This is a genomic window from Variovorax sp. RTB1 (assembly GCF_035018765.1).
Taxonomy (GTDB): Bacteria; Pseudomonadota; Gammaproteobacteria; order Burkholderiales; family Burkholderiaceae_C; genus Variovorax.
Genome location: NZ_JASJXG010000025.1, coordinates 19602 through 35687, shown reverse-complemented (window position 1 = coordinate 35687; position 16086 = coordinate 19602). Strand labels below are relative to the sequence as shown.

The 16086-nt window shown below is 63.9% G+C and carries 13 protein-coding genes; 7 read left to right on the top strand and 6 right to left on the bottom strand.

What is annotated here, in order from left to right; all coding sequences use genetic code 11:
- Nucleotides 1-10 precede the first annotated feature (10 nt).
- Nucleotides 11-1126, bottom strand: a complete 1116-nt coding sequence (locus QN397_RS16055) for an NADH:flavin oxidoreductase/NADH oxidase (protein WP_323498378.1) — start codon at nucleotides 1124-1126, stop codon at nucleotides 11-13.
- A 91-nt stretch (nucleotides 1127-1217) separates the two neighbouring features.
- Between QN397_RS16055 and hemE the strand changes: the two genes are divergently transcribed.
- Together hemE and priA are read left to right on the top strand one after the other, a co-directional pair.
- Nucleotides 1218-2357: a uroporphyrinogen decarboxylase gene (hemE, locus tag QN397_RS16050; protein ID WP_323498377.1), complete on the top strand. Its 1140-nt coding sequence runs from the start codon at nucleotides 1218-1220 to the stop codon at nucleotides 2355-2357.
- A gap of 357 nt (nucleotides 2358-2714) precedes the next feature.
- The gene (gene priA / locus QN397_RS16045; protein ID WP_323498376.1) at nucleotides 2715-4844 is read left to right on the top strand and encodes a replication restart helicase PriA; all 2130 of its coding nucleotides are present in this window, start codon (nucleotides 2715-2717) and stop codon (nucleotides 4842-4844) included.
- 11 nt (nucleotides 4845-4855) lie between these two features.
- Here the strand turns inward: priA and QN397_RS16040 are convergent, their stop codons facing one another.
- Together QN397_RS16040 and QN397_RS16035 are read right to left on the bottom strand one after the other, a co-directional pair.
- A complete protein-coding gene (locus QN397_RS16040; protein WP_323498375.1) occupies nucleotides 4856-6085 on the bottom strand; it encodes an OmpA family protein in 1230 nt (409 codons plus the stop codon).
- The gene (locus QN397_RS16035) at nucleotides 6082-7650 is read right to left on the bottom strand and encodes a serine/threonine-protein kinase (RefSeq protein WP_323498374.1); all 1569 of its coding nucleotides are present in this window, start codon (nucleotides 7648-7650) and stop codon (nucleotides 6082-6084) included. Before QN397_RS16035 ends, QN397_RS16040 begins: the two co-directional genes overlap by 4 nt.
- Before the next feature lie 179 nt (nucleotides 7651-7829).
- Between QN397_RS16035 and QN397_RS16030 the strand changes: the two genes are divergently transcribed.
- Both QN397_RS16030 and QN397_RS16025 read left to right on the top strand, forming a co-directional pair.
- The gene (locus QN397_RS16030; RefSeq protein ID WP_323498373.1) at nucleotides 7830-8726 is read left to right on the top strand and encodes a hypothetical protein; all 897 of its coding nucleotides are present in this window, start codon (nucleotides 7830-7832) and stop codon (nucleotides 8724-8726) included.
- A 178-nt stretch (nucleotides 8727-8904) separates the two neighbouring features.
- Entirely contained in the window at nucleotides 8905-9651 is a 747-nt protein-coding gene (locus tag QN397_RS16025; RefSeq protein ID WP_323498372.1) for a hypothetical protein, read from the top strand.
- Between the two features lie 12 nt (nucleotides 9652-9663).
- On the opposite strand, the gene QN397_RS16020 is transcribed toward QN397_RS16025, so the two are convergent.
- Together QN397_RS16020 and QN397_RS16015 are read right to left on the bottom strand one after the other, a co-directional pair.
- Complete coding sequence (locus QN397_RS16020) at nucleotides 9664-10644, bottom strand: hypothetical protein (RefSeq protein ID WP_323498371.1); 981 nt, start codon at nucleotides 10642-10644, stop codon at nucleotides 9664-9666.
- A gap of 111 nt (nucleotides 10645-10755) precedes the next feature.
- Nucleotides 10756-11745, bottom strand: coding sequence for an AEC family transporter (locus tag QN397_RS16015; protein ID WP_323498409.1), 990 nt, complete (start codon nucleotides 11743-11745; stop codon nucleotides 10756-10758).
- A 102-nt stretch (nucleotides 11746-11847) separates the two neighbouring features.
- On the opposite strand from QN397_RS16015, the gene QN397_RS16010 reads away from it, so the two are divergent.
- The 3 genes from QN397_RS16010 to QN397_RS16000 all read left to right on the top strand — a co-directional run bounded on the left by QN397_RS16010 (nucleotide 11848) and on the right by QN397_RS16000 (nucleotide 15583).
- Nucleotides 11848-13956, top strand: a complete 2109-nt coding sequence (locus QN397_RS16010; protein ID WP_323501418.1) for an ATP-dependent helicase — start codon at nucleotides 11848-11850, stop codon at nucleotides 13954-13956.
- A 98-nt stretch (nucleotides 13957-14054) separates the two neighbouring features.
- Nucleotides 14055-14411, top strand: a complete 357-nt coding sequence (locus QN397_RS16005; protein ID WP_323498369.1) for a hypothetical protein — start codon at nucleotides 14055-14057, stop codon at nucleotides 14409-14411.
- A 14-nt stretch (nucleotides 14412-14425) separates the two neighbouring features.
- Complete coding sequence (locus QN397_RS16000) at nucleotides 14426-15583, top strand: phospholipase A (RefSeq protein WP_323501417.1); 1158 nt, start codon at nucleotides 14426-14428, stop codon at nucleotides 15581-15583.
- Nucleotides 15584-15590: 7 nt separating this feature from the next.
- Here QN397_RS16000 and QN397_RS15995 read toward each other — a convergent pair whose 3' ends face one another.
- Entirely contained in the window at nucleotides 15591-15890 is a 300-nt protein-coding gene (locus QN397_RS15995) for a hypothetical protein (protein WP_323498367.1), read from the bottom strand.
- Nucleotides 15891-16086: the final 196 nt, after the last annotated feature.

Below are 16086 nucleotides of genomic sequence, written 5' to 3'. Positions count from 1 at the left end.
GAAGCCCGCGTCAACGCGCGCCGAACGCGGTCTTGCCGAATACGGCCTGGTGCTCGCGAGGCGGTGCGCGCCAATACGGCGGCGGCGCTTCGACGGTCGCACCCAGTTCTGCCGCGGCATGCCAACCCCAGCGCGGGTCGTACAGCATCGCTCTGGCGAGCGCGACGAAGTCGGCCTGCCCGCTGGCAATCAAGTCCTCGGCTTGACGCGCCTCGGTGATCAGGCCGACCGCCATGGTCGTCACGCCCGTCGCCTCTTTGACCGCCTTGGCGAAAGGCACCTGGTAACCGGGACCAACGGTGATTTTCTGCAGTGGCGAGATGCCGCCCGAGGAGACGTCGATCCAGTCGACGCCGCGTGTCTTCAGCTCTTTGGCGAAGGCAATGGTCTGCCCTATGTCCCATCCACCTTCGACCCAATCGGTCGCAGAAACTTTCAGCCCGACCGGCTTGTCGGCGGGGAAAGCGGCACGGACCGCGTCGAACACTTCGAGCGGAAAGCGCATCCGGTTCTCGAGCGACCCGCCGTATTCGTCGTTGCGCCGGTTGCTAATGGGCGACAAGAACTGGTGCAGCAAATAGCCGTGCGCGCCGTGAATTTCCAGGCCGTCGATGCCGAGCCGCGCTGCACGTTTCGCCGTAGCGACGAAGGCATCGCGCACGCGCTGCAAGCCGGCGGAATCCAGCGCCAGTGATGCCGCTTCGCCTGCTTTCTGCGGCACGGCCGACGGTGCGTGCGGCACCCAGCCGTCCGGCGCGTCGGCTGGAATAAGTTGCCCGCCATCCCATGGCACGTGGCTCGATGCCTTGCGGCCAGCATGGGCGATTTGCATCACGACGGCCGTGTTCGAAACCTGTCGGATGGCGGCCAGCATGGGTACCAGTGCCGCTTCGGTAACGTCGTCCCACAGGCCGAGGTCACCCGGTGTGATGCGGCCGAGTGCCTCCACGGCAGTCGCTTCGATGATCAGCATGCCCGCCCCCGACAAGGCGAGGCCGCCGAGATGAATGAGATGCCATGCATTGGCTTGCCCGTCGGTCGCGGAGTACTGGCACATGGGAGAGACGACGATGCGATTGGGCACCGTGAGATCACGCAAGGTGAAAGGCGAAAAAAGGGCACTCACGAGCAAACTCCGGTAGGTAGGCGTTCCCAGCATGCCAACAATGCGGCCCCTCGACGCACCCGCCCTCAAAAGCCCCTGCGACAATCCCACGATGCCCTCCGCCTCCACCTTCGCACCTCTTCAAAACGACACGTTTTTGCGCGCCTGCTGGCGTCAGGCCACCGACCACACGCCCGTCTGGCTGATGCGCCAGGCCGGCCGTTATCTGCCCGAATACGTCGCCACCCGCGCACGCGCCGGCAGCTTCATGGGGCTTGCGACCAACGTCGACTATGCAACCGAAGTAACGCTTCAGCCGCTGGCCCGCTACCCGCTCGACGCCGCGATCCTGTTCTCGGACATCCTGACCGTGCCCGACGCGATGGGCCTTGGCTTGTCTTTCGAAGCAGGCGAAGGCCCGCGCTTTGCCCGACCGCTGCGTGACGAAGCCTCGATCGCCGCACTCGAGGTACCGGACATGGAAAAGCTCAGGTATGTATTCGACGCCGTGACGTCGATTCGCCGTGCGCTCGATGGACGCGTGCCGCTGATCGGCTTTTCAGGGAGCCCGTGGACGCTCGCCTGCTACATGGTCGAGGGCGCAGGCAGCAGCGACTATCGGATGGTCAAAAGCATGCTCTACGGTCGCCCCGACCTCATGCACAAACTGCTCGCGGTCAATGCCGACGCCGTCGCCGCCTACCTCAACGCCCAGATCGAAGCCGGCGCGCAAGCCGTGATGGTGTTCGACAGTTGGGGGGGCGTGCTGGCCGACGGCGCCTTTCAGGAATTCAGCCTCGCCTACACCGCGCGGGTGCTTGCCAAGCTGCGGCGCAACGGTGTCGACGGCACGCCGGTGCCGCGAATCGTCTTCACAAAGGGCGGAGGCCCGTGGCTGGAGGCCATGCGGTCGCTCGATTGCGAAGTGCTGGGGCTCGACTGGACGGTGAACCTCGGCAAAGCGCGCGCGCTGGCGGGTGAAGGCCAAGGGGCCAAGGCGCTTCAAGGCAACATCGATCCGAACGTGCTGTTCGCGCCGCCGGCGCAGATCGAGGCAGAGGTCGTGAAGGTGCTGAACAGCTTTGGCGTGCCGCACACTGACCGCACGACAACCGGCCCGACGCACATCTTCAACCTCGGTCACGGCATCAGCCAGTTCACGCCGCCGGAGCACGTTTCTGCGTTGGTCGATGCGGTTCATTCGCACTCTCGCATGGCGCGCAGTTCCCTGAAGAATTCGAAAGAACTGTGAGCGGCTGTAAGGCCGACCAAGCCAGTTCACACTTGTCAACCCTTAAAAACCACGAGCGCCGATTGACTTATGCACAAAAGTCTTGCTGCGGTGCGCAAAAACAGCGTGCGTGAAGTATTCCCTGCTACCAAAGCGATAGCGCTCCTAAGTCATTGATTCATATGGATTTCCAGATTTGCTTTTTTTGTGGGCATTCCAGCGAAGCCCTTGATTTGCGGGGCTCTGCGGCGTCTCAGGCAAGGATATCAACAAAGTTATCCACACAAACTCTGGATGATCTGCAAAGGACAAGGAAATCAACGACTTAACCCGTCTTGTTCAACTTCGCTTTAAGAAACACGCGTACCGGAGGCGGCCATGAACTGGCACGTTGAGGTGGCGGTGCAGACCCCGGCTCACAGTGCGCTGGGAGAACTTTTGACTTACGCAAGCTCCGTGCCGCTCGTCGCAGGCACCCTGGTCCGTGTGCCTTTTGGTTCACGCGAGGTGCTCGGCGTGGTATGGGGCCAAGCGCTGCCGGACCCGCAGCTGACACTCAAACCCGTGGGTGCCGCATTGGATGCCCTTGCGCCGTTGGGCGATGCGTGGCGCGATCTCGTGGCGTTCTCGGCGCGCTACTACCAGCGCTCGCTGGGTGAAGTGGCGCTGGCAGCGCTGCCGCCGCAGTTGCGCGATCTGAGCACGGCGCAACTTGCGCGGCGGCTCAAGCGCAAGGTGTCTGGCCGGGTCGATGTGCTGTCGGAAAGCGCCGAGAGCGCCGTGGCGCTCAGTTCCGAGCAGCAGACTGCGCTGACACGATTCGATGCGGAGGCCGGCCCGTTCCTGCTGTTCGGCAGCACCGGCAGCGGCAAGACCGAGGTCTATCTGCGCGCGGTCGCCGAGCTGCTGGTACGCAATGCCGCAGCGCAGGCGCTGGTCATGGTGCCGGAGATCAACCTCACGCCGCAGCTCGAAGCTCGCTTCAAGACACGCTTTGGCGCCGACGCCGTCGTGTCGCTGCACAGCGGCATGACCAACCCGCAGCGCCTCGCGAGCTGGCTGGCGGCGCACAGCGGCACGGCGCGCATCGTGCTCGGCACGCGGATGGCGGTGTTCGCGTCGATGCCGGGGCTGAAGCTCATCGTGGTCGACGAAGAACACGACCCGAGCTACAAGCAGCAGGAAGGCGCGCGTTATTCGGCACGCGATCTGGCCGTGTGGCGCGGCCAGCGTGAAGGCGCCAAGGTCATCCTCGGCTCGGCCACGCCGTCGTTCGAAAGCTGGCATCAGAGCCGCCCCGCGGAGGGCGACGACGCGGGGGGCCGCTATGTCCGGCTGGCGATGCCGTCGCGCATCGGCGCCGCAAGCAGAGGCAGCAGCGACGGTGGGGCCGGTGCAGGCGCCGGCGAACTGCCCACGGTTCGGCTGGTCGACATGAACCTGCAGCCGCCGAAAACGGTGCTGTCGGGCGCGCTGCTCGCCGCCATCGGCGAACGCATCGCGCGTGGCGAGCAGAGCATGGTGTTCCTGAACCGCCGCGGCTACGCGCCGGTGCTGGCCTGCGGCGATTGCGGCTGGAAAAGCGAGTGCCCCCACTGCAGCGCATACCGCGTGTTCCACAAGATCGACCGCACCCTGCGTTGCCACCATTGCGGCTTTACCGAGCGAGTGCCGCGCGCCTGCCCGGCCTGCGGCAACCCTGACATCGCGCCGGTGGGGCGCGGCACCGAAAGGCTGGAGGAACACCTGGCAGAGCTCTTCGCCGATGTGAAGCGACCGGATGGCAGCGCCGTTCGCATCGCGCGAATCGACGCCGACAGCACGCGCAAGGAAGGCGCGCTCGAATCGCAACTGGCGGCCGTGCATTCCGGCGAGGTCGACGTGCTGGTCGGCACGCAGATGATCGCCAAGGGCCACGACTTTCGCCGAATCACTTTGGTTGCCGCGGTGAACCCGGACGGCGCCTTGTTTTCCAGCGATTTCAGGGCACCCGAGCGTCTGTTCGGATTGCTGATGCAGTCGGCAGGACGCGCAGGGCGCGATGCCGCCTACCTCGCGGCGCAAGGCAGCCGCGCCGAGATGTGGCTGCAGACCTCGCACCCGCAGCACCCGTTGTTTGCAGCCCTGCGCCGGCATGACTACGCGGCGTTCGCTGCGTCGGAACTCGAGCAACGCCGCGCCGCCGGCATGCCGCCTTTCGCGTTCCAGGCGCTGTTGCGTGCCGACGCGCGGACGCAGGAGTCGGCGCAGGCCTTCTTGACTGCCGCGAGCACGGCGGCCGATGGGTTACCTGGCGCCGAACACGTGACCCGCTACCCGGCGGTGCCGCTCGCGATCCAGCGGGTCGCCAACGTGGAGCGAGCGCAGATGCTGATTGAGAGCGGCTCGCGAGCCGCGTTGCAACGCCTGTTGGCGGCGTGGCAGCCACTGTTGCAGACCGTGCGACGCAGCGCCGAGGGCAAAGGCGTGATCCGCTGGCTGGTCGATGTCGACCCGCAGCAGATCTGACTGGTTTCGGATCAGCCGGCGCGGCCGCAGCCGACGATCTTGAACTCGACACGGCGGTCCAGCGCATCGACCGCGTTGTCCGTTCCGCTGCCGATGAGGTTCTCCCGAAAGCCCATGCCGGCCGCGCGCGTTCGGTCGCCCAGCACGCCAGAGACGCCTGTCAGCCGCTGGCGGATGTAGCCGGCTCTTTGCAGCGACAGCGCATCGTTCAGCGACTCCGCGCCGGTGCGACTGGTGTGGCCGACGATGTCCATGCAGACGTTCGCTTGCGTACTGACCTGCGCGATGCGCGCGAGCCACAGACCGTAGGAACCGCTGACCTTGGGATCGGACCAGAACACGGTGGTGCCGGGGTTGAAAAGAAACTTCACCCCGAGTTGCTTGTTGGCGATGCCGAAAGCGACGATGTTCCCAAACGCCTTGTCGGCTTCGGCGGCGCGATCGAGCTTGACCGATGCAAGGTAGATCCCGCTCAGCACCCGAAGTTGCTCACCAGCGGGTGTCGCGTTGGCCAGGTTGTATTGATTCAGTGCGTCCTCATAGCGGCCCGCGTTGTAGGCGGTGCCGGCCTCGCTCACGATCGGCGCCACCGGCAAGCGTTGCACGTAATACGCGTCGGCAGGCTGCCCGGCCGGCGTGACGGTGGTGCGCGCATAGCCTTCGATGAGCTGGTCTTTGGGCAGCACCGGGCTGTCTTGTTCGAAAGCCAGCGGCGTGTTGTCGAGCTCGTCGTCGCGCAACACGGCCGACGATTGCGCGACCACCATGCCCTTGCGCAAATCGGTCAACGCAAGGTTGATCTGAAGTGCGCCGCGTGACTTGCCGGTCTGCCGTTGACGTGTGAGCGTGCCCGTCAAAAGATAAGTGGCCTTGTCGAGGTTAGCGCGTTGAAACGGCAGCAGCTCAAGCGATGCGTGCTTCGACCGGATGCGATCCGAAACACGGCTTTGCAGCAGCTGCGTCGATACGGTCTGCTGCCCGCTGTTCGCATCGATCATCGGATCAAGCACCACACCGCGGCGACCTGTGTCCAACATGCCCGACAACGATTGCGTTTGTGACACCAGCGTGTCGGTGACCTGCGCGACGGCCTGGTCGACACGTTGCGCTGCAGTCGTCGGTGCCGACTCGGTGCTGGCACAGCCTGCGATGGTCAAGCCGAGCATCAAGGCTACGGACAAGGACACTGCTTTGAGCCCGCGCAGCCGAGAAAAGGAGAGCACGGATACGGAAAAAGTCATGATCGACATTCGCTTTTAAGAAGAGAGGTATCGCCGGCTCGAAGTGGTCCGAGCGAAGCGGATTGAAGAAGCTCGCTGCATCTACTGCGAGAGGCGACGGTTGGATGGGCGGTTGCGCTGGCGGCCACCGCTTTTGCTTTGGCCGATGCGGTCGACGCCATTGAAAAAATCACCATGGGCTCCGGCAATGTCGACGCCTTTGACTCCGTGGCCAACCGGGTCGTTGCGGACGGCGCAGGTGGTGCGGCCTGGGCGGGAAGTCCAGGAAGCGGCGAGACCTCCGTGTGAGTGCGCGTGACCGCCTCGCGCATCTGCCTCAACTTCAACGCCTGCTTCTGCCCGAGTGCAGAGCGTGCTTCAGCGTCGGCATGGCGCGCCTGGAACATCGCGCCGCCGATGACGGCAGCGACCAGTGCGACGCAAAGCGCTGCGACCACGAAGTAACGTGCACTGCCCTGCCGCCGGACTCCGCCACGCGATGTGGCGGAGAGCGCGGCGTCGCTCGACCAGAGTGGGTCCATCTCACTCAGATCGAGCCGCGTCTCAGCAGTCGACTGCCATGCGCCTTGCTCGACCGGCTCGAGCGGGGCCGGGTAGGTCGGGTACGTCCCGTTGTTATCCGATGAGCTACCGGAGTTCGTCGATGGCGTTTCGGTTTCACGGCCATTCAGTTGCGCCCAGAACGCTTCAGCCGTTTGCGTTCGGTCTTGCGGTCGCAGCGCCAGTGCGTTGTCGATTGCGGCGAGAAACGGCATGCCGTACCGGCCTTTGGCCCGCTCTGAAATCGACACCAACCGGTCTTCCATCAAACGCTCGATCGCGGCCATCGGCCGCTCGCCGGTGACCGCTGCGTACACCACGCCCGCCAGTGCATACAGGTCGGTCCAGGGGCCTTGCTTCATTGACGGCGCCTCGCCGTATTGCTCAATGGATGCAAAGCCGAGCTGGCGCGCAGCATTGGGTGTCTGCGCGATATTGCCGATAACGCGGCGTGCCGCGCCAAGGTCGAGCAACACCGGGCCACTGCGCGAGACGATGATTTTTTCGGGCGCTACGTCGCGGTGCAGGCAACGCACCGCGTGCATCGCGGAAAGCCCGGCAAGCAACGGGTGCAGTAGATCGAGCAGCTGCTTTTCGTCCGGAGCGTGACCGAGATCGGCGAGCCACTGCGCCAGCGTCGGGCCTTCGTAGTACGGCATGGCCATATACGCCGTGTCATTGGCCTCCCACCAACGCAGCACCTTGACGACGGCCGGATGATCGAAGCGCGCGAGCGTCCGGGCTTCGTTGATGAAGCTGCGCAACCCCGACTGATAAAGGTCGACATGCCGCTCCGACTTGACGACCACCGCGGGCGATGCAGCCGACCGAGCAGCCAGCGCAGCCGGCAGGTATTCCCTGATGGCAATGCGCTCTCTTGAAGAAGGATCGAAGGCGAGGTAGACGATACCGAAGTCGCCTTCGGCGATTAGACCCGTGATCTCGTATTCGAACGGCTTCGTGCTCTCGGCCAATGCAGCAGCGCCCGCCCCGTTTTCCTCGATGCGATGCCGCGTCGACGTCATTGAACCCCCCTGTTTTGGGAGGCACTCTAACAGTGTCATGAATACCAAATAGCTACACGATTCGACACATTCAAGTTTGAATGTGAACCGCTGCAGACGTCCCGCCCAACCCTGTCGAGGTTTGTTTTTTGTCCGTTCTTCCTACGCCGCGAGAGGCGCTCGCGCCCTAATCTCTGGCGATGAAAAACCAGTCGATTCCAATGCCGAGACGCATGCTGCGTTGGGTCATGCCTTTGATGATTTCCCTGGCGCCTTGGTCGGCCCATGCGCAGGAAGACTCGAGCGCCGAGGGCTTGCGAGCGCAATACAAGACGATGACGCCGGCCCTGGCCAGCAATCCGTTTCATCGCAAGTTGGTGCTTCAGTCCGAGGAAGGCTCGGGCAAGCTGAGCGGCAATATCTATGCGGTGGTGGACCATCCGTATGCCGATGTCGCCAGTGCCTTCAAGCTGCCGGCCACATGGTGCGGTGTGCTCATGCTGCATCTCAATACCAAATACTGCGGCGTGCAGGGAAGCGGCGCCAGCCCGACGCTCAATGTTGCCGTCGGGCGCAAGTTCGATCAGCCTGTGGCCGACGCCTCACAAGTCAATTTCGTTTACTCGCTCAAGGCCGCGACAGCGGATTACCTCGACGTCAATCTGAATGCCGCGAGCGGGCCGATGTCGACGCGAGACTACCGCATCGTGCTCGAGGCAACGCCTATCGACGCCAGCACGACTTTCATTCATCTCGGCTATTCGTATGGCTACGGCGCGGCGGCCAAGATCGCGATGCAGGTCTACCTGGGCACCATCGGAAGTGACAAGGTAGGTTTCACCGTCACAGGCAAGAACGGCAAAGGCGAGCCCGATTACATCGGCGGCGTGCGCGGCGTGGTCGAACGCAACACCATGCGCTACTACCTCGCGATCGACGCCTATCTCGATGCGCCCTCGCCGCAGCAGCAGGACCAGCGTACCGCGGCTTGGTTCGATGCCACAGAGCAATACGCATTGCAGCTGCACGAGATGCCCAAGGACGACTACGTCGCGATGAAGAGGAGCGAGTACCGCCGACTGATTGCCAGGCAATAGGCCAGAGGCACGGAGCGGCAAGGAGGCGGGCATAGAGAGCAAGACTATGCGGGCGACGCAGCGCGAATGGCGGGTCGCCCTGGCGATCAAATAGTCTGCAAAATGAAGCGATGCCTTGACCCTGCTCAGCAAACCGTAAGCAGGCAGGTGTCTGATGTGTCGACTACCGGAGAACGCCGTGAAAACGCTGTCAGCCTTGTTGAGTGTCCTCGGTGCCCTCGCCGCCTTTGCGGTTGCCAGCACTGCATTTCCTGCGTCGGCGGCGGAGCTGGAACTTGAAGGTCCGCGCCTGCGCGTCAGCGGCATGCTCGACGGCAGTGCTACCAAAGCATTCATCGAGCACCTCGACACCGGAAAAGTTCGCGTTGTCGTCTTCGAAGACTCGTTCGGTGGCACCGCGGAGGCAGCCGAGATTTATGCCAAGGCCATCCGAGCCAGCGGCGTCAACACCGAAGCACGCGGCCAGTGTTACGCCGCCTGCGCCTACGCGTTTCTGGCCGGCAAGGAGCATCGCTTCGGCCGCGGGATACAGGTCAACGGCTTGCTGATTCCGGTCGCGATGCGGCCCAATCCCAGTGAGTTGCAAAGCCGTTGGCGCGGCGACGAAGCACAGAAAACGCTGGCGGAGTTCACCGCCGTTTCCTCGTCGAGGCCTGCGACACTGCCAGTGTCGACCTCCGACTCGCCGAGGGGTGCACTGTCTGCAACCACCGTCGCATCTCCCGCTACGGTCTCGTCCGCAGCCCCATCGGCGCCACGCGAAAATTGGCAGCCAGACCATGGGCTGCTGTTCAGTTCGACTCCGACGCTCTTCGGCCGCGTCTACAACACCTATTACTGCGATGGCTCGCAGGGCCGCGACGTTTCGAAGTGCGAGGCGTTGAGCGATGCCGACCCTTACAAGCTCGGCGTGTTGACGCCTTAGCGGTACAAGCAGTTACCAGTGGCCCGGGTCCGGCACAAAGCCGTACTGCGGGTTGCGTGGATTGGCCGGGAAAGGGCGAGGCCGGTCCGGCACATCGACGTCGGCCGGCAACACACCCATACGCACCAGATTTGCACGGCTGTCGTATCGCACGGCGATGACTGCTTCGGGCGCGCTTGCGGCCCGCTCGAAGCGCGTGTGCCCTACCACCGATTCTTCGCGTTGGCCATGCCCTGTGCCTAGCTTGGCTGTGCTGTCTGCGCTGAATTCGCTGGATGGGCCGGACGGCCCGGCAGAGGCTTTGGCCTCGCCACGCGTTTCCGGGACGGGCGATGCCGACGGCGCAGGTGCCTCTCGCACACTTCGCTCACGTCGCTCGCTGCGGCCATCCGACTCGCTGCGCTCGTTCTGCGCCGCCCCTTGATCGCTGCCGTCACGCCGCAGTGCCTGCCGGGGTGCCAACGGCATCGGTGCCGCCACGGACACCCGCTCACGAAACACCGCAATGCCGATCACGCCCACGTCGAGCGGCCGGCCCGTCCGCGCCGCATAAGACTGCGCCTGTGCGGTGAACTCGAAGGCGGCGATCTCGCGGTCTGTCTTACGCCAGCCATCGATCTGGCCTGCGTCGAGCGGGCCGAGCACATAACCGTTCTGCTGCCAGCCCGCGGTCTGCCCCGTCAGAACGTTGACTCCGTCGACCGCCATCACGACAAGCACGCGCTCGCGTCGCAAGTTGCGAATGCGAAGCCCGTATCGCGCACCCGGCCGGCCAGGCACATAGCGCTCACCGCCGCTCGCATAGACCGGAAGCGATTGGCCGGTGTCGCGGTCGACCACTTCGAGTTGCAACCAGCGGCCGCCCGTCGTCGTCGATGCGAGCGGCGCTGAGCTCGACCAGCTCGGCCCGGCGCAGGCGTCCAGAAACGCCATGGCCGGCAACGCCAGCAACAAACGCCGCCTCAGTGCAGGAAGGTCGATAGAACGGGCCATGGAAGTGCTCCTGAAGAACGGTCGAAATTGAACCGTCCGACTTCTACGGCCGACGCGCAGCAATGGGGTTAAGTGCCGGTCAATCGGTGTCCAGACCCAACGAACAGGATGTCAGCGAATCCATGCGACCGCGAGCGGAAAGCTGAAGAATGCCGCCACCGTGGTCCACAGAATGATCCGCGCAATGCGCCCGTTGTCTGCGCCGAAGCGCTCAGCCAGCATCGCCACATTGCTTGCGCTCGGCAAGGCCGCGACCAGCACGATCGCCGCCAGAGCCATCGGGCTGATGGGCAAACCCAGCGCCATCGCTCCGCGCGCCACCGCATAGACCAGCAGCGGATGCACCACCAGTTTGACGATGACCACAGGAAGCACATCACCGATGCGTGACAGGCCACGGTGCGGCGCTTCGGGAAATTGCAGGGCGTGACCGCGGCTCAACAAAGCCGAGCGCGCCAGCACCGCGCCGATAGTGAACAGCGCCGCAGGCGAGGCGGCATCGGCCAGCATCGCAATCGTGTCCGTAATGGGCGCGGGCAATTTGAGTTGCACCGCAGACACCAGCGCGCCGAGCAGGATGGACCACGGCAGCGGATTGACCGACATGCCGCGCATCGCCTGACGGACCGCTTTGGCCGCACCGTGGTCGTCGGCGCCGTCGAGCCGCGACAACGCGATGCACACGGACGACGTCACCAACGTATCGAAGGCGATCGTGATGATGACCGGCCCCGCCACCTGCGGCCCGAACAGCGCAGCCAGCAATGGCACACCCATGAACCCGGTGTTGGGAAAAGCCGCTACAAGCGCTCCGAAGGCCGCGTCGTTCCATCCGATGCGTGCACTCCGCGTACCGCACACCACGGCACCGACCACGATCAGCGCACACACGCCCCACACCAGCGCAACGCTGCCGTCGAGCAACTGGGCGATGGGCGTGCGGGCGCCGAAGCGAAACAGCATGCACGGCAACGCGAAGTAAAGAACGAAGGTGTTGAGGCCCGGAATGGCATCCAGCGGCAGCACCCGACCACGGGCTGCCGCATAGCCAGCTGCGATCAGCGCGAAGAACGGAAAGGTGACAAGAAAAATCTGCAGCACGCGGCGATTGTCGGGGCTGCCGGTGCCGCTGCTGGTGGCCCGTATCATTCATCGCTTTCCGCTCACAGCCCCGCTGGCCGACCCGCTAAGTACCCTGCCCCCATGTCATCCGGTCTCAATCTCGCGCAACAGGAAGCGGTCAACTATCTGCACGGGCCGTGCCTGGTGCTGGCCGGTGCCGGCTCCGGCAAGACCCGGGTCATCACGCACAAGATCGGACGGCTCATCGAAACCGGCATGGCGCCGAACCGCATCGCGGCCATCACCTTTACGAACAAGGCCGCTACCGAAATGCGCGAACGCGCCAAAGGGCTGATCGGGCGTGACGCAAAGAAGGTCGTGATCTGCACCTTCCATGCGCTGGGCGTTCGCATGATGCGGGAAGACGGCGCAGTGCTCGGCCTGAAGCCCGCCTTCAGCATCCTCGACAGCGACGACGTCACCAAGATCCTCAAAGATGCCGGCGGCACCACCGATGCCGCGACCGCGCGCATCTGGCAGTGGACCATCAGCAAGTGGAAGAACATGGGCCTCAATGCGGCTCAGGCTGAGGCCATCGCCGTGGACGACAACGAGCGCATCACCGCCAAAGTGATGGGCCGCTACGAAGAGCGGTTGTCGGCCTACCAGAGTGTCGACTTCGACGACCTGATCGGTATGCCGCTCAAGCTGCTGCAGCAACACGCCGATGTGCGCGCCAAGTGGCAAGCCACGCTGGGCCATGTGCTGGTCGACGAATACCAGGACACCAACGCGACTCAGTACGAAGTGCTGAAGGCGCTCGTCGGCGCGGGCGGGCGCTTTACCGCGGTAGGTGACGACGACCAGTCGATCTACGGCTGGCGCGGCGCGACACTGGACAACCTGAAAAAGCTGCCGATCGACTATCCGACGCTCAAGGTCGTGAAGCTCGAACAAAACTACCGCAGCACATCCGGCATCCTGCGTGCGGCCAACAACGTGATCGCGCCGAATCCGAAGCTGTTCCCGAAAACGCTGTTCAGCGAACTGGGCGAAGGCGAACCGGTGCGCGTGGTCGATGCCGACAGCGAGGCGCATGAAGCCGAACGCGCAGTGGCGCGCATCCAGAGCCTGCGCGCCGGCGAAACCATCACGCAAAGCTCTACCGGCACGCAGCACCTGGAGTGGCGCAACTTCGCGGTGCTGTATCGCGCCAATCACCAGGCACGCGTGTTCGAGCAAGCGCTGCGCAAAGCCAACATTCCCTACAAGGTGTCGGGCGGGCAGAGCTTCTTCGATCGGGCCGAGATCAAGGATCTGTGCGGCTGGTTCCGGTTGTGGGTCAACAACGACGACGATCCGGCGTTTCTGCGCGCAGTGACGACGCCCAAGCGCGGCATCGGCCATACGACGCTGGCCAGCCTGGGCACCTTCGCGAGCCAATACAAGCTGAGCTTGTTCGAGGCGCTGTTCAGCCCGTCGTTGCCCAGCGTCATGGCCAAGCGCGCGCATGAGCAGTTGCACGAGTTCGGCCGCTACATCAACGACCTCGAATACAAGGCGCGCCGCACCATGGGCGCCGCAGATTCGCGCGCTTTCATGACCGAGTGGCTGAAAGAGATCGACTACGAGAAGCACTTGTACGACGGTGAAGACAGCGAGCAGGTCGCGGCTGCACGGTGGACCAACGTGCTGGAGTTCTGCGACTGGATGTCGGCCCGCGCCGGCGGCGAGATCGACGATGCGTCGGGCGCGACGGTCGAGAGCGAACGCAAGAGCCTCCTCGAAGTGGCACAGACCATCTCTTTGCTCTCGACCATCAGCGAACGCGAGAAGGACCAGAACGTCGTCACGCTGTCGACGCTGCATGCATCCAAGGGTCTGGAGTGGCCGCACGTCATGCTCGTCGGCGTGACCGAAGGGCTGCTGCCCTTCAAGCTCGATGATGACAACGGCAAGCAGGAAAAGATCAGCGAGAGCACGTTGGAGCGGCTGCAGGAAGAGCGCCGGCTGATGTACGTCGGCATCACGCGTGCACAACGCACGCTGGCCGTGAGCTGGACCAAGAAGCGCAAGAAAGGCCGCGAGATGATCGCCGGCATTCCGAGCCGCTTCATCGCTGAAATGGCGCTCGACAAGACCACCGCCAAGGAAGATCCGCGCGAGAAGCTCAAGGCCCTGCGTGCCGAGTTCGCGCGCAAGGCACTGGACAGCGCAGCCGCTGCAGCAGCCGCCGCCGCTGCGCCATGAGAGCTTTGGCTGCCACCTTGTTGCTGTCAGGCTGCATCGCCTCAACGACCGCTATGGCAGATAGCGGATCAGGCACGTGTCCTGCAAGTGCGAGCGACATGTCGACCGAAATGCTCTACGGCACCTGGCAAGTCCGCTTCGACGATGCGCCCGCGATAGCCATCGTCACGCTCGGCAAGCACCCGGACTACGACGGTGTGCGCGGCACGATCACGCGCGATGGCGCCCGAAGTGGCGACGCTGCTTTGCGCTCGGTAGCGCAACTTGCAGGCGACATCGACGCCGAAGGTCAGCTTGCAATCGACGAATCGCAAGACGGGCGCAGCATCAGCGGCGTGTGGGACGGCACGCTGCAGCCCGGCTCTTGTGGCGAGGAATTCAGGGGGACGTGGCGCAACGTCGCCGACGAGAGCACGCATCCGTTCGTGCTCCACAAGACCGGCACATATCGATGATCGCAAGGACAGCAATGACTTCAAACATTCGTACGCTCGCCGCGCTGCTGGCCCTATTTGGCTTCGCAGGCGCAAAGGCGCAAGCTGCGGACAAGCCACCGAGCCAACTCGCCAGCGCGCAACTCACCTGGCAGCAGTGCAGCGCGCTGGGGGCGAGCAACGACGCACGGCTCGCGTGCTACGACCGTTGGGCTCAGCAGCAGACTCTGCCACCGACGTCCGTACCGACCGCGCCGCCCGTGCTGGCCACGACACAGCCGGCCACCCCCGTCGATGCGTCCATACCGGCAACCCGCGTGGTGTCGGTCAGCACCGAAGAAGGTTGCCGCGACCGCCAATATTCCGAGCTGTCGCGCTTCTGGGAGTTGGAGAACGGCAGCGACTGCGGCACCTTCGTGTTCCGTGGCTATCGCCCGATCAATGTCTCGTTTTCAGCGGCCAGCGACAAGCTGGAAATCCCGACGTCACCGGCCGAAGGTCACACCGGCACCGCGACCGCGTACCAGGCCAACGAGATGCGCATCGGCGTCTCGATCAGAACCAAACTGGCGCAAGGCCTGCTGACGCAAAACGATCCACAAAAAAAGGATTCGCTCTGGTTCGGCTACTCGCAGCAATCGACCTGGCAGATTTTCAACAGCGAGCTGTCGCGCCCCTTTCGCACTACCGACCATGAGCCTGAGCTGATGTACGTCTACCCCACCGACTTCGCCTTACCCGGGGGGTGGAGATGGCGCTATGCCGGCCTCGGTCTGGTACACAACTCGAATGGCCAGAGCCTGCCGCTGTCGCGCAGCTGGAACCGTACGTACCTGATGGGCGGCATGGAATTGGATGACCGCTTTACCGTCACCGGCCGCATCTGGAAGCGCATCAACGAGAGCGCCCAGAGCGACGACAACCCGGATATCGAGAACTTTGTCGGTCGCGCTGAGATCACCGGCCGCTGGAACTTGAATCGCGACAACACGCTCGGCGTCACGGTGCGCAACAACCTGCGCGACAGTGGCCGCGGGTCGGTGCGCTTCGAGTGGCTCAAGGCCATCGGCGATCCGACCAGGAGCAACCTGCGCTTTCATACGCAGCTGTTCCATGGGTACGGCGATACGCTGGTCGACTACAACCGCAAACGCACTGTGCTGAGCATCGGCCTGAGCCTGGTCGACTTCTAGCGCAACCCTAGCGTACCGGCGCCGGCGCTGAACTCCAGCTCGGGTCGATGCGGCCCGGCAAGCCCAGCTGCTTGTCGACATGCAGTTCGTGATTGATCTGCTCCAGCAAATGTCCGAGGCGAATGGCCTCGGGACGCGCGGATGCAGCCCCGGTTTCGAGCAAGCGCATCTGCTCGGCGAAAGCCTCGGTCAGCTGCACCCATGCATCGAACGACGCGCTGACACTGCTCGATGGCATGTGCGGCACCGTCGTAGTGCCCATCGCATCATCGACGGAATAGTCCGCAGCAAAACCATCGTCGTTCATGGCTTGGAGTCTCCGTCTGAATGTTGCAAGCTTGAGTTACTCTTGTAGACCCGCAAGTTGAATCGGTCTGTACGCAAGCGAACGTGCGTGCAGCACGAGGGCACGTGCAATGACAAACGGTTTCGCGGCGCCTATCGACCGGCCTCATACTGTCCGTTCGCTTCGAAACGGCATTCGCGACACGGCCTGCAACTGC